The organism is Rathayibacter sp. AY1B8 (assembly GCF_002932775.1).
Classification (GTDB): Bacteria; Actinomycetota; Actinomycetes; order Actinomycetales; family Microbacteriaceae; genus Rathayibacter.
This window is the reverse complement of sequence record NZ_PSWJ01000004.1, coordinates 106,154-118,527: the sequence shown is the minus strand read 5'-3', so window position 1 is coordinate 118,527 and position 12,374 is coordinate 106,154. Positions and strand designations below refer to the sequence as shown.

Genomic DNA, 12,374 nt, shown 5'->3' with positions numbered 1-12,374 from the left:
AAGCCCGCCTGAAGCGCCGGCGGACCACCGCGTCCCGCCGAGGCGCCGGCTCCCCGCCGGGACACCGGCGGGAGCGCGGTGTCCCGGCGGGACGCGCGGCGCCCGGGCGCGGGTCACTCGTCGCGGTCGGTGTACTCGCCCTCGCCCTCGGCGGAGGTGCCCGCGGCGCTGGTGTCGACGTAGCTGCCCTTGTCGGCGGTGCTCTGCTCGTTCACCGAGGTGTCGACGTAGCTGCCCTCGGCCTCGCCGGCGGTGTGCGAGACGCCCTCCGTCGAGGTGTACTCGCCGCCCTCGGTGTCCTCCGTGCTCGTGCCCTCGGCGACGTGACGGCCGTGGCCGGCGGTGTGCTCGTCGTGACCCTCGTGGTGGTCGTGGTGCTCGTGACCCTCGTGGTGCTCGTTGTCGTGGTCGTGGTGGGCCATGGCGGCCTCCTCGCTTCGTCGCGTCGGTGCGCGGTCGGATCGGCCGCGCTCGCTCCGAGACTTCTGCATCGGGGGCGGGGGTGCAAGACGTGGCGGCTGCACATCCGTGCCGCGCAACTCCTACCGGCGCCGGATCCGTCCGCCTAGCCTCCGAGGATGAGCAGACCCCCTCGCACCCGCTGGAGCGTCATCGGCCAGCTCGGACCGGCCTTCGACGACGGCGGTCCGATGCTGCTGGTCGAGGCCCGATCGGCGTTCGGGCGCCGCCCGATGCACCGCGCCAAGGCGCAGCTGCTGCTGTCGGCGCTCCGCCACCGCGCCCGCGAGCTCGGGGACCGCGCCGAGTACGTCCGCTCCGAGACCTTCGGCCAGGCCCTCGCCGGGCGCGACGACCTCGAGGTGATCGACCCGCCGACCCGCGGCGGCCGCCGCCTCGCCCGCAGGCTCGGCATGAGCGTCCTGCCCAGCCGCGGCTTCATCACGGCCGAGGAGGACTTCCGCGAGTGGGCGCTCTCCCGGACGGGCAAGCGCCTGCTGCTGGAGGACTTCTACCGGTGGAGCCGCGAGCGCACCGGCGTGCTGATGCGCGGGGACCAGCCCGAGGGCGGCCGCTGGAACTACGACCACGACAACCGCCAGCCTCCGCCCAAGGGCGCCTCCCGGCTCGGCCTGCCCGACCCGTGGTGGCCGGAGGAGGACGACATCGACGAGGAGGTGCGCGCCGACCTCGCGCGCTGGGAGGCCGAGGGGGCGGTCCGCCTGGTCGGCGCCGACGGTCCGCGCCGCTTCGCCGCGACGCCCGCCGAGGCCGAAGCGGCGCTCGCCGACTTCGTGTCGTCGCGCCTGGGCGACTTCGGGACCTACGAGGACGCGATGCTCTCGGGCGACTGGACGATGGCGCACTCGTTGCTCAGCGCCCCGATGAACCTCGGCGTGCTCGATCCGCGGACGGTCGTCGAGGCGGCCGAGGCGGAGTACGCCGCCGGGGGCGCGCCCATCGCGGCGACGGAGGGGTTCATCCGCCAGATCCTCGGCTGGCGCGACTACGTCTGGAACCTGTTCTGGCACCTCGGGCCGGAGTACCGGAACCGCAGCCGCGCGCTCGGCGCCTCCACGCCGCTGCCCGCCGAGCTGCTCGCTCTCGACCCGAGCGGCATCGAGGCGAACTGCCTGCACGAGACGCTCGACGACGTGCACCGGCACGGCTGGGCGCACCACATCCAGCGCCTGATGGTGCTCGGCAACTGGGGGCTGCAGCGGGGGTGGGATCCGGCGGAGCTCAACGACTGGTTCGTGGACGTCTTCGTCGACGGCACGGAGTGGGTGATGCCGGCGAACGTGATCGGGATGTCCCAGCACGCCGACGGCGGCGTCGTCGCGACGAAGCCGTACGCCTCGGGCGGCGCCTACATCAACCGGATGTCCGACTACTGCGGCGGCTGCCGCTTCGACCCGAAGGTGCGCCTGGGCGAGAACGCCTGCCCGGTGACCGCCGGGTACTGGGCCTTCCTCGACCGGGCCGAGCCGGTCCTCCGCGGCAACCACCGGATGGCCCAGCCCCTCGCGGGCCTGCGCCGCCTCGCGGACCGCGAAGCGGTGGTCGACCAGGAGCGCCTGCGCGAGACGTACTGACGCGGGGCCGGCGGCGCGCCCGCCGCTACTCCGCGCGCACGAAGCGCGACACGGTGACCGCGACCGTCACCGCGGTCGTCCCCTCCACCGCCGCGAGCCGAGCGTCCAGCGCCTCGGGATCCACGTGGTGGGCACTCGGCCCCATCAGCACCTCGGCGCGCAGCTCGTCGACGCTCATCAGCACCGTCGTGTCGAGCTCGATGCGCTCCTCGAGCGCGAACCCCGCCAGCTGCTCGTCGAGCCGCTCCGCCTTGCCGGCGTCGATGCCGAGCATCCCGAACCGCTCGCGGATCTCGTGCAGGTGCCTCTCGCGCGGAGTGACGACGACGGCGACGCCGCCCGGACGGAGCACCCGCCGCATCTCCGGGGCGTTCCGCGGCGCGAAGACGGTGAGCAGCGCGTCGGCGGAGGCGTCGGCCAGCGGGAGGGGCTGCCAGAGGTCCGCGGTCGCGATCGCCGCCCGGGGGTGCGCGCGGGCGGCGCGGCGGGCGGCCGGGGCCGAGAGGTCCAGGCCCAGCCCGTCCGCCGCCGGATGCGCCTCGAGCGCGGCCGCGAGGTACGCCCCGGTGCCGCAGCCGAGGTCGACCACGAGCCGCGCGCCGGCGGGGACGGCCGCGGCGACCGCGTCCTGGATCACCCGGTAGTGGCCGGAGCCGAGCAGGTCGGCGCGGGCCTGCACCATCGCCGCGGTGTCGCCCGAGGTCGCGTGCCTCCCGCGCAGCAGCGAGGCGTAGCCCTGGCGCGCGAGGTCGGCGCTGTGCCCGAGGGGGCAGCGGAGCGAGGAGGGGCGGGGGAGCGCGTCGGGGGCGAGCGCGCCGCCGCAGACCGGGCAGGCGAGGGCGGGCAGCACCGTCGATCCGGGTCGGGCGGCCGGATCGAACGCGCTCACTCCGCTCCGGGCGTGCGCGCCCGCATGGCGGTGACCGCCGCGTTCAGCGTCGCGATGGTCGGCACCGCGAACAGCGCCCCGGCGAGCCCGGCCACCTCGAGCCCGGTCGCGACTCCGAGCACCACGGCGAGCGGATGCACCTTCACGGCGGTCCCGAGGATGAGCGGCTGCAGCACGTGCCCCTCGAGCAGGTGCACCAGGATCACGACGCCGACCATCACCAGCGCGGCGACGGGCCCGCTGAACAGCAGCGCGACCAGTGCGGCGAGCGCACCGGTCACGATCGCGCCGAGGATAGGGACGAACGAGCCGAGGAACACCACGATCGCGATCGGCACGACGAGCGGCAGCTGCAGCGCGAGCGCGCCGATGCCGATGCCGACGGCGTTGATCCCGGCGACGCCGAGCTGCGCGATCACGAACTGGCTGAGGGTCCGCCAGCCGGCGGCGCCGCCGCGCCCGCCCGGCGATGGAGCGCGGCGGGGGAGGAGGCGGAGGAACCAGTGCCAGATGCGGCGGCCGTCGAGGAGCAGGAAGATCAGCGAGAACAGGGTGAGGAGGGTTCCGGCGAAGACCTCGGCCAGCTGGGAGCCGACGGCGAGGGCCCCGGACGCGATCGTCGACGCCTGCGCGTCGGCCCAGTCGACCGCGCGCTGCGCCCAGTCCGAGAGCTGGACGTCCGAGAACGACAGCGGCGGGCTCCGCAGCCACGCCTCGACGCCGTCGACCGCGTCGAGAGCGCGCTGCCCCACTCCGCTGAAGCCGGAGCGCGACTGCACGATCACCAGCCCGACGAGGCCGGTCAGCAGGAGGAGCATCAGGACGATCGAGACCAGGACCGCGAGCGGGCGGGGGAGCCGCAGGCGCTCGAGCCGGTTCCGCAGCGGGGTGAGGAGCGCGGTGAGCAGCAGCGCGATCAGCACCGGCACGACGATCACGGGCAGCAGCGAGACGAGGCGCACGAGGAGGTAGAGGAGCCCGGCGACGGCGAGGAAGCGCCACGACCAGGCGGCGGCGATCCGCATCCCGGTCGAGACGTCGCTCGAGGCGTCGTCCGGCGAGTCCGCGAGGGCCGGAGCCGGGACCGCTGCCGGGGGAGCGGCGTCCGCAGGCGGGGTCGTCGCCGTGCCGTGCCGCTCGTCGCGCGCTCGCCGTCCCCGCATGACCCCTCCGATCCTCTCGCAGTGTACGGCTGAGCGGCCGTCCGGGACCGGGAGAGAGCCCGGGGGCGCCGCGCCTGGCCGGATCGGGGCACCGGATGCACCGGCAACGGCTCGTCCGGAGGGCGGAACGCGCCGGATCGCGCCGTCTCCGCCCCGTTCCCCGCCTCGGCCGCGGGAGGCCGGTCCGCGCCGGTAGCGTCGCGCGGGTCGATGCCGAGCGAGGAGGGCGACGGATGCTGGAGGCGGTTCTCGCGATCGCCGGGTGGTGCGCGGGCGCGGTGCTCGTCGTCAGCGGTGCCCTGAAGCTCGGCCGCGCGGAGCGGTTCCGGGCGACCCTCGAGGCGCTCGGGGTCCCCCTCCTCCTCCGGCGCCGCGGCTGGTTCGCGGCCGCCTTCCCCGTCGTCGAGATCGCGCTGGGCGCCGCGGTGGTGCTGGCGCCCGCTCCGGCGCACCGTACCGCCCTCGTGCCGGTGGCGCTCCTCGACGCCGTGTTCCTCGTCGTCGCCGTCCGCGCGGTCCGCGCGGCGGAGGACGTCGACTGCGAGTGCTTCGGCGGTCTGGGCTCGGCGCGGATGACCGGACGCACCGTCGCGAGGAACGCGGTGCTGCTCGCGCTGGCGGTCGCCGGGGCGCTCGGCGGGCTCGCTCCGGCCGCGCTGCTCGGCGGCGGCGGTGCCTCGGCGGCGGCGTCCGGGCTCGCCGCCGCTCTCGCCGCGGTCTCGCTCGTGCTGGTGCGCGACCGCCGTGCGGCGTCGACGGCCGCTCGCGTCCGGGCGGCCGCCCGCCTGTCCGCAGCCGACAGGGAGTCCGCGCCGGGGCCCGCGCATGAGGGCGACCTCTCGGCCGCCGACCTCGCGTTCGTCACGGTGGCCGGCGAGCTCCTGACGCTCGAGGAGCTGTCCCGCCCGGCGACGCACCTCGTCTTCTTCTCGCCTTCGTGCGCCGCCTGCCACGAGCTCGTCGAGCGCTTCCGCTGGTGGCCCCACGGCCTGCGCCCGGGCGAGGAGCTGCTGCCCGTCCTTCTCGGCAGCCGCGAGGACTTCGCGGTGCACGCCGTCTACGGGCCGCTCGTCGACCACGCCCTCTACGATCCGGAGGGCCGCGTCGCCGCCGTCCTCGGCCGAGCAGGGACGCCGGGCCACGTGCTCCTCACGCCCGAGCGTCCGCTCGGCGACGGCTGGACCTCGGGAGCCGCGTCGATCGAGGCGCGCGTGCTCCGGCCCGGGTTCCTCGCCGAGCTGCAGGCGGGCGGCCCGGACCCGGCTCCGGCGGCGGGCGGCGCGGTACCGGCGGGGTGACGACGGCCGGAGGGCGGAGCAGGGCCGACGACGACCGACCGAGGGCGGCCGGGCTCAGCGGCGCTCGAACTCGCCGGACATCGAGCCGTGCACGGGGTGGGCGGGATCGTCACCGACGGCGCGGGAGGGATCGTCGATCTCGACGGCGCGGGACGGGGCCTCCTCGTCGCTCGCGTCGAGGCCGAAGCCGTCCTCGAGCAGCTCCTGGGCGATGCGGCTCGAGAGGCCGCTCCTCTCGCCCGGTCCGGGGTCGCTCTCCGGGTCGACGGGGGCGGCGAACGCCTGCTCGAGTCCGGACGCCGGCATCCCGGCGTCGTCGATCGAGTCGGCTCGTCCGTCGGAGGGTCCTCGTGCAGGTCTCGGCATGCGCCCGAGCGTAGAGGACAGGCCCCTGAAGGTCGACGCTCCGTCGCGCACTGCCGGGCCGCCCGCGCGCCGGGTCAGTCGTGCAGCGACCAGGAGTGGGGAGCGACCTGGACGCCGCCGATGGTCGCCGTCTGGTCGCCGATGTTCAGCGCGAGCCGCGCGGTGCGTCCCTCCGGGCCCTCCGCCACGAGCAGCACGGCGGTGTTGGAGAGGTCGACCGTGCGGGTGCTCGCGCCGACCAGCCACGGGTTCCGTCGGCGGAACGCGACGACCTCCTGGTGGGCGCGGTAGGCCTCTCCGCCCGGCCACTCGGCGGGATCGGCCGGGAACTCCGGGCGGATCGCGTCGTCGCCGCCGATCCGCTCCTCCTTGACGCCGCGCAGGCCCCGCTCGTCGCCGGAGTAGATGCTCGGCACGCCGGCGACGAAGCCGAGGATCGCCGTGGCGTGGCCGTGGTGGCGCTCGTCGCTGACGGCGCTGGCGATCCGGGTCACGTCGTGGTTGCCGACGAAGGTCAGGGGCAGGAACTCGCGGACGAAGTCGTCGTGGCGCTTCACGGACCAGGCCAGCTCGAAGAGGTTCGCCTCCTCGAGGGAGTTGCGGACGGCCTTCCAGAGCTCGTACTGCGTGACCGAGTCGAGCCCGGACTCCCGCACGTAGCCGGTGTAGTCGCCGTGGATGACCTCGCCGACGAACCACGCGTCGGGGAAGCGCTGCCGCACCGGGTCGATCGCCGCGTGCCAGGCCGCCGGCGCGACCGCGTACGCCGCGTCGAGCCGCCAGCCGTCGATGCCCCGCTCGAGCCAGTGCGCGAGCACGGACGACACGTGCTCCGCGACCTCGGGGTTCCCGTTGTCGAGCTCGACCAGGGCGTCGTGCCCCTCGAACACGTCGACGCGGAGGCCGTCGACCTCCTGCGACCGCTCGCTGCGGGAGAAGCGCGCCGCCTCGGGGGAGCCCTCGCCGGCCGCGACCGCGGCACGCCACCAGGGGTGCTCCCGTCCCACGTGGTTGAAGACCCCGTCGAGCAGCACCCGGATCCCGCGCTCGCGGCACGCGGCGATCAGCGCGTCGAGGTCTGCCTCGTCGCCGAGGCGGGGATCGACCCGGAAGTGGTCGACCGTGTCGTAGCCGTGGGTGGAGGAGGCGAAGACCGGCCCGAGCAGCAGCCCGTTGCAGCCCAGCGCCAGCAGGTCGTCGAGCCAGGGGAGCAGGGCGCGGAGGCGGTGCTGCGGCTCGTCGTCCGGACCCGGACCCTCCGAGGCGCTCGCCTCGGCGCCCGTGAAGCCGAGCGGGTAGACGTGCCACCAGATCGCCGTCGAGATCCAACCGTCCGTCTGAGCCATCGTGGCCGTCCTCCCGGCCCGCTCGGGCGCGGGCCGCCGTCACTGTAGCGAGGCGGGCTGGACCGGAGCCGCGCCCGCTCACGGGCCGGGCCGCAGGGCGGTGATCCAGGCCAGCACGGCCAGGCCCGCCCGCACGGAGGCGGGTGCCGTGACGGAGCAGACGAGCAGTGCGAGAGCCGCGCAGGCGAGCCCGGCCACCGCGCTCCTCCGCTCGCCCGCCCACCGCAGCGCCCGCACGGACGCGATCACCGCGGCGACCGCCACGGCGACGGCGGGGAGGGCCCAGAGCGGATGCACGGAGGACGCGAGCGCGAGCAGGCCCAGCGCGAGCGCGGCGAGACCGGGCTCGTACTGCCGGCTAGCGGGAGGGTGCCGCCGGGGCGGCCGGGGGAGGGCCGCGTCGGCCGGAGCGGATGGAGGGAGGAGTGCCGTCGTCGTCATGAGCCGATCCTCGTCAGGCGGCGGACTCTGCGGAGAGGCGATCGGCGGACCGGTGGACGAGAGGCGCCGAGCGCCTCCTGTGGAGGGACCGACCGGCGCGATCGGCGTCGTTCCGGGCGTCTCGAGGCCGGAATCGCCGGAGATCCGGGGCGGGGCTGGTAGGTTACCGACGGTCCGACCGGTTGAGGACGTCCGTCCCCGGCCGAGGACGATCCATCGAAACCAGCTGTTCCGACAGCGAGAACGTCCTGGGAGGACACTCCATGGCTGACAAGTCGCTCAACCGCACCGAGCTCGTCGCGAAGATCGCCGCCGACTCCGGCCAGAGCCAGGCCGCCGTCAACGGCGTCCTCGACTCGCTCTTCACCACCCTCGCCGACTCCGTGTCGAACGACGTGAAGGTCACCATCCCCGGCTGGATCGCCGTCGAGCGCACCTCCCGCGCCGCGCGCACCGGCCGCAACCCGCAGACCGGCGAGACCATCCAGATCGCCGCCGGCCACTCGGTCAAGGTCTCCGCGGGCACCAAGCTCAAGGCCGCCGCGAAGTAGTCGCGCCCTCCGACACGGCCCCGGCACTGCGCCGGGGCCGTCGTCGTCCGCGGACGCGGCTGCCGATCAGCCGCGGAACGTAGGCTGGACCGGTGAATCGAACCGTCCGGATCGTCGGCCCTGCGCTCGTGCTCGTCGCCGCAGCGCTCGTCGCCCTCCTCGCGGCCCTGGCCTTCGGCGGGGGAGCCGCGGCTCCGCTGCTGAACGATCCCGGCCCCGTGGTCCGCTACGGCCTCCCGATCGCCAAGCTGGCCGTCAATCTCGGCGCCGCGGGCATGATCGGCTCGCTCGTGCTGACGCTGTTCGCGCTGAGCCCCCGCGCCGCCGCCGCCCGCGACGCCCGGTCCTCGTCCCGCGCCTCGACCGCTCACGCCTCCTCGCGCGGCGGCCAGTCCTCGCGCGGCGGCCAGTCCTCCTCCCGCGCCGGATCGACGCGCACCGCGGTCGCCCCCGCGCGCCCCGCGCCCGCCGAGGCCGCGCCCGAGCCGCGCACCGAGTTCTCGATCGCCCTCGACGTCGCCGCCGCCAGCGCCGCCTTCTTCGCGGCGGCCAGCGCGGTGACCGGGTTCCTCACCTTCCTCAACGTCACGCAGACGCCCCTGAGCCTCGATCGCGACTTCGGCACCAAGCTCAGCTACTTCATCGGCAGCATCGAGGTCGGCCAGGCCTGGCTCATCACGACGCTGCTCGCGGCCGTCGTCACCGTCCTCTGCTTCGCCGTCCGCAACCAGACCGCGCTCGTCTTCGTCACGGGCCTGGCCCTGCTCACGCTGCTGCCGATGGCGCAGCAGGGGCACGCGGCCGGAGCGAGCGGGCACGACGCCGCCGTCACGGCGCTGGGCCTGCACCTCGTCTTCGCGGCGATCTGGCTGGGCGGCCTCATCACCGTCATCGCCCTGCGGCCCCTGCTCGGCGGCTCCCGCCTGCTGCCCGTGATCGAGCGCTACTCCAGCCTCGCGCTCGTGAGCTTCGTCGTGGTCGCGGCGTCCGGGTACGTCAGCGCCGAGCTCCGGCTCGCCACTCTCGACAACCTGCTGACCGGCTACGGGATCCTCGTGCTGGTCAAGGTCGCGGCGCTGGTCGCGCTGGGCCTGTTCGGCGTGCTGCAGCGCCGCTACCTCATCGAGCGGATGCGGAAGGCCGGCGGTGTCGGCGGCCGCAGCTTCTGGTGGCTCGTCGGCGCCGAGATCGCCTTCATGGGGATCGCGTCCGGAGTCGCCGCGGCTCTCGCGCGCACAGCGACCCCGGTCGACCAGATCGCCGCGAGCCAGCTCACGGATCCGACCCCGGCCCAGCTGCTGACGGGCGAGCCCCTGCCGCCGCCCGCGAGCGCGATGAACTTCCTCACGCTCTGGAACATCGACCTGGTCTGGCTCCTGGTCTGCTCCTTCGCCATCGCGTTCTACGTCGCCGGAGTGGTGCGCCTGCACCGCCGGGGTGACCGCTGGCCCCTGCACCGCACGATCCTCTGGATCGCGGGCATGCTCCTCCTGGCCTACATCACGAACGGCGGGGTGAACGCATACGAGAAGTACCTGTTCAGCGCCCACATGCTCTCGCACATGGTCCTCACCATGGCGGTGCCGCTGCTGCTCGTCCCGGCGGCACCGGTCACGCTCATCGCCCGCGCCGCCGCCCGCCGCACCGACGGCTCCCGCGGTGCCCGCGAGTGGGTGCTGCTCGCCGTGCACTCGCGCTTCGCCACCGCGATCTCGCACCCGATCGTCGCCGCGCTGCTGTTCGTCGGGTCGCTCTGGGGCTTCTACTACTCCCCGCTGTTCCGCTGGGCCACCACGGACCACATCGGCCACGAGTGGATGATCGTCCACTTCCTGATCACCGGGTACCTCTTCGTCAGCGTCCTGATCGGAGTGGACCCGAGCGTGCACCGCGTGCCCTACGCGATGCGCCTCCTGCTGCTGCTGGGCACCATGGCGTTCCACGCCTTCTTCGGCCTCGCACTGATGACGGGGGAGGGGCTGCTCCTCGCCGACTGGTACGGAGCGATGGGCTGGGGCACCTCCGCGCTCGCCGATCAGCAGGCGGCCGGCGGCATCGCGTGGAGCATCGGCGAGATCCCCACCCTCGCGCTCGCGATCGTCGTCGCGATGATGTGGAGCCGCTCCGACGCCCGCGAGACCAAGCGCCGCGACCGCCAGGCCGACCGCACCGGAGAGGCCGAGCTCACGGCCTACAACGACCGCCTGGCCGCCCTCCAGAAGCGCGGCTGATCCGCGCCCGGGCCCCGGGGTCCCGGCGGCCCGCGGGTACAGTGGAGCGGTGACTCAGCCGACCCTCTCCGACGAGCAGCAGCGGGTCTTCGACCTCATCGAGAACACGCGCGAGCACCTGTTCGTCACGGGTCGCGCGGGCACGGGCAAGTCCACCCTGCTCAACCACCTGAGCTGGAACACCGACAAGCAGATCGTCATCTGCGCCCCCACCGGCGTCGCGGCGCTGAACGTCGGCGGCCAGACCATCCACTCGCTCTTCCGACTGCCGATCGGCGTCATCGCCGACTCCGACCTCGACCAGCCGCCCGAGCTGCGCAAGCTCCTCAACACCATCGACACGCTCGTCATCGACGAGATCTCCATGGTCAACGCCGACCTGCTCGACGGGATCGACCGCAGCCTCCGGCAGGCGCGGCAGCGGCGCTCCGAGCCGTTCGGGGGCGTGCAGGTCGTCCTCTTCGGCGACCCGTTCCAGCTCGCACCCGTGCCCGGCGATCCGGAGGAGCGGGCCTACTTCGCCGACCGCTACCGCTCGCTGTGGTTCTTCGACGCCCTCGTCTGGCAGGAGGCGCCGCTGCGGATCGTCGAGCTCGGCCGGATCCACCGGCAGAGCGACGAGCGCTTCAAGTGGATGCTCAACGCGGTCCGCTTCGGCATGGTGACGAAGGAGATCGCCGACGTGCTGAACGCGGCGGGCGCGCGGACGCCTCCGGCCGACGACGCGATCACGCTCGCGACCCGCAACGACACGGTCAACCGCATCAACCAGGCGGCACTCGCGCGGCTGAAGGGCCCGCTGAAGACCGCGTCGGCCGAGATCAGCGGCGACTTCGGCGGGCGCGCCTATCCAGCGGACCAGAACCTCGAGCTCAAGATCGGCGCGCACGTGATGTTCCTGCGCAACGACTCCGAGCAGCGCTGGGTGAACGGCACGATCGGCCGGGTGACGAAGGTCGCGGGGACGGTGTGGGTCGAGGTGGACGGCGAGGTCCACGAGGTCGAGCCCGCGACCTGGGAGCGCTACCGCTACTCCTACTCCGCCGCGACGAAGAAGCTGACCCGCGAGATCGTCGCCGAGTTCGCGCAGTTCCCGCTCCGGCTGGCGTGGGCGGTCACGATCCACAAGTCGCAGGGCAAGACCTACGACTCCGCCGTGGTCGACCTCGGGCAGCGCGCCTTCGCCCCCGGGCAGACCTACGTGGCGCTCAGCCGCATCACGAGCCTCGAGGGGCTCTACCTGACGCGGCCGCTCCGGCCGAGCGACATCATCGTCGACAAGGACGTGCTGCGCTTCATGTCCGAACGGCGAGCCGAGCCGGCCGCCGTCGCGGAGGCGTCCGCGGACTGACGCCCCGCGGAGGAGGTCGGAGCAGGCCCTCAGGCCGCCGCGCAGGTCCGGGCGAGATCGCGGAACAGCTCCGTCGTCAGCCGGTACGCCTCCGCGACCTCCGCGATGACCCGCTCGCGCTCCTCCTCGTCCCAGCCCGCGGCGTCGAGCTGCTCGCGATAGGTGGCGCGGAAGGCCGACGGTGCGGCGATCTCGCCGAAGAGGAAGAAGCCGACGCCGTTGGTCTCGAAGCCGAACCGCCGCTGCAGCAGCCCGCGGACGATCGCGCAGCCGGAGAGGTCGCCGAGGTAGCGCGTGTAGTGGTGGGCGACGAAGCCGCCGCTCCAACCCGAGGCCACGGTGCGGATCCGGTCGACGTAGGCGCTGGTCGAGGGCAGCGGGCGGATGCGCTCGCGCCAGTCCTCGCCGACGAGGAAGCGCAGGTCCTCCGCGATCGCGGGGAGCCGGGTGAGCTTGGCCGAGAGGAACGGCTCCGCGACCGGATCGCCGGCCATGTCCTCCGCCACGGCCTCGAGGGCCTCGTAGACGAAGTAGTGCTGCGAGATGAGCGCGATGTAGTCGTCGCGGCTGCCGGAGCCGGTCATCAGCGAGGTCATGAAGGCGGCGCCCTCGTCGTCCGCGCCGGACTGCCCGATGCGCAGGCGCAGGGCCTCGGAGAACGGGATGACGTTCGACACGGTGGCC

General features: G+C 74.1%; 12 protein-coding genes. 5 read left to right on the top strand and 7 right to left on the bottom strand.

What is annotated here, in order from left to right:
- Window positions 1–113: 113 nt before the first annotated feature.
- Window positions 114–422, bottom strand: a complete 309-nt coding sequence (locus tag C5C63_RS04755) for a hypothetical protein (protein ID WP_181027115.1) — start codon at window positions 420–422, stop codon at window positions 114–116.
- A gap of 156 nt (window positions 423–578) precedes the next feature.
- On the opposite strand from C5C63_RS04755, the gene C5C63_RS04750 reads away from it, so the two are divergent.
- Window positions 579–2,054, top strand: a complete 1,476-nt coding sequence (locus C5C63_RS04750) for a cryptochrome/photolyase family protein (RefSeq protein ID WP_104325588.1) — start codon at window positions 579–581, stop codon at window positions 2,052–2,054.
- A 25-nt stretch (window positions 2,055–2,079) separates the two neighbouring features.
- Here C5C63_RS04750 and C5C63_RS04745 read toward each other — a convergent pair whose 3' ends face one another.
- Entirely contained in the window at window positions 2,080–2,943 is an 864-nt protein-coding gene (locus tag C5C63_RS04745) for a methyltransferase domain-containing protein (protein ID WP_104233067.1), read from the bottom strand.
- Window positions 2,940–4,106 (bottom strand): AI-2E family transporter, encoded by a 1,167-nt coding sequence (locus C5C63_RS04740; protein ID WP_104233068.1) that lies wholly within the window; start codon window positions 4,104–4,106, stop codon window positions 2,940–2,942. The genes C5C63_RS04745 and C5C63_RS04740 overlap by 4 nt, the downstream gene beginning before the upstream one ends.
- Window positions 4,107–4,339: 233 nt before the next feature.
- Between C5C63_RS04740 and C5C63_RS04735 the strand changes: the two genes are divergently transcribed.
- The gene (locus C5C63_RS04735; RefSeq protein WP_104233069.1) at window positions 4,340–5,404 is read left to right on the top strand and encodes a MauE/DoxX family redox-associated membrane protein; all 1,065 of its coding nucleotides are present in this window, start codon (window positions 4,340–4,342) and stop codon (window positions 5,402–5,404) included.
- A gap of 54 nt (window positions 5,405–5,458) precedes the next feature.
- On the opposite strand, the gene C5C63_RS04730 is transcribed toward C5C63_RS04735, so the two are convergent.
- From C5C63_RS04730 to C5C63_RS04720, 3 genes are all read right to left on the bottom strand, one after another.
- Entirely contained in the window at window positions 5,459–5,770 is a 312-nt protein-coding gene (locus C5C63_RS04730; RefSeq protein ID WP_146078496.1) for a hypothetical protein, read from the bottom strand.
- Window positions 5,771–5,844: 74 nt separating this feature from the next.
- Window positions 5,845–7,116, bottom strand: a complete 1,272-nt coding sequence (locus C5C63_RS04725; protein WP_104325587.1) for an alpha-amylase family glycosyl hydrolase — start codon at window positions 7,114–7,116, stop codon at window positions 5,845–5,847.
- A gap of 78 nt (window positions 7,117–7,194) precedes the next feature.
- Window positions 7,195–7,557 (bottom strand): hypothetical protein, encoded by a 363-nt coding sequence (locus tag C5C63_RS04720; protein WP_104292694.1) that lies wholly within the window; start codon window positions 7,555–7,557, stop codon window positions 7,195–7,197.
- Window positions 7,558–7,820: 263 nt separating this feature from the next.
- On the opposite strand from C5C63_RS04720, the gene C5C63_RS04715 reads away from it, so the two are divergent.
- From C5C63_RS04715 to C5C63_RS04705, 3 genes are all read left to right on the top strand, one after another.
- Window positions 7,821–8,108: an HU family DNA-binding protein gene (locus C5C63_RS04715; RefSeq protein ID WP_056037903.1), complete on the top strand. Its 288-nt coding sequence runs from the start codon at window positions 7,821–7,823 to the stop codon at window positions 8,106–8,108.
- A gap of 92 nt (window positions 8,109–8,200) precedes the next feature.
- Entirely contained in the window at window positions 8,201–10,339 is a 2,139-nt protein-coding gene (locus C5C63_RS04710; protein WP_258060006.1) for a bifunctional copper resistance protein CopD/cytochrome c oxidase assembly protein, read from the top strand.
- Window positions 10,340–10,388: 49 nt separating this feature from the next.
- Complete coding sequence (locus tag C5C63_RS04705; RefSeq protein ID WP_104222908.1) at window positions 10,389–11,690, top strand: ATP-dependent RecD-like DNA helicase; 1,302 nt, start codon at window positions 10,389–10,391, stop codon at window positions 11,688–11,690.
- A gap of 29 nt (window positions 11,691–11,719) precedes the next feature.
- Here the strand turns inward: C5C63_RS04705 and C5C63_RS04700 are convergent, their stop codons facing one another.
- Complete coding sequence (locus C5C63_RS04700) at window positions 11,720–12,367, bottom strand: heme oxygenase (biliverdin-producing) (RefSeq protein ID WP_104226125.1); 648 nt, start codon at window positions 12,365–12,367, stop codon at window positions 11,720–11,722.
- Window positions 12,368–12,374 lie beyond the last annotated feature (7 nt).

What these genes read in the sequence shown, in the direction of transcription:
- C5C63_RS04740 (WP_104233068.1), bottom strand. Translation starts at nt 4,106, where the DNA reads ATGCGGGGACGGCGAGCGCGCGACGAGCGGCACGGCACGGCGACGACC.
- C5C63_RS04715 (WP_056037903.1), top strand. Translation starts at nt 7,821, where the DNA reads ATGGCTGACAAGTCGCTCAACCGCACCGAGCTCGTCGCGAAGATCGCC.
- C5C63_RS04730 (WP_146078496.1), bottom strand. Translation starts at nt 5,770, where the DNA reads ATGCCGAGACCTGCACGAGGACCCTCCGACGGACGAGCCGACTCGATC.
- C5C63_RS04755 (WP_181027115.1), bottom strand. Translation starts at nt 422, where the DNA reads ATGGCCCACCACGACCACGACAACGAGCACCACGAGGGTCACGAGCAC.
- C5C63_RS04750 (WP_104325588.1), top strand. Translation starts at nt 579, where the DNA reads ATGAGCAGACCCCCTCGCACCCGCTGGAGCGTCATCGGCCAGCTCGGA.
- C5C63_RS04725 (WP_104325587.1), bottom strand. Translation starts at nt 7,116, where the DNA reads ATGGCTCAGACGGACGGTTGGATCTCGACGGCGATCTGGTGGCACGTC.
- C5C63_RS04720 (WP_104292694.1), bottom strand. Translation starts at nt 7,557, where the DNA reads ATGACGACGACGGCACTCCTCCCTCCATCCGCTCCGGCCGACGCGGCC.
- C5C63_RS04735 (WP_104233069.1), top strand. Translation starts at nt 4,340, where the DNA reads ATGCTGGAGGCGGTTCTCGCGATCGCCGGGTGGTGCGCGGGCGCGGTG.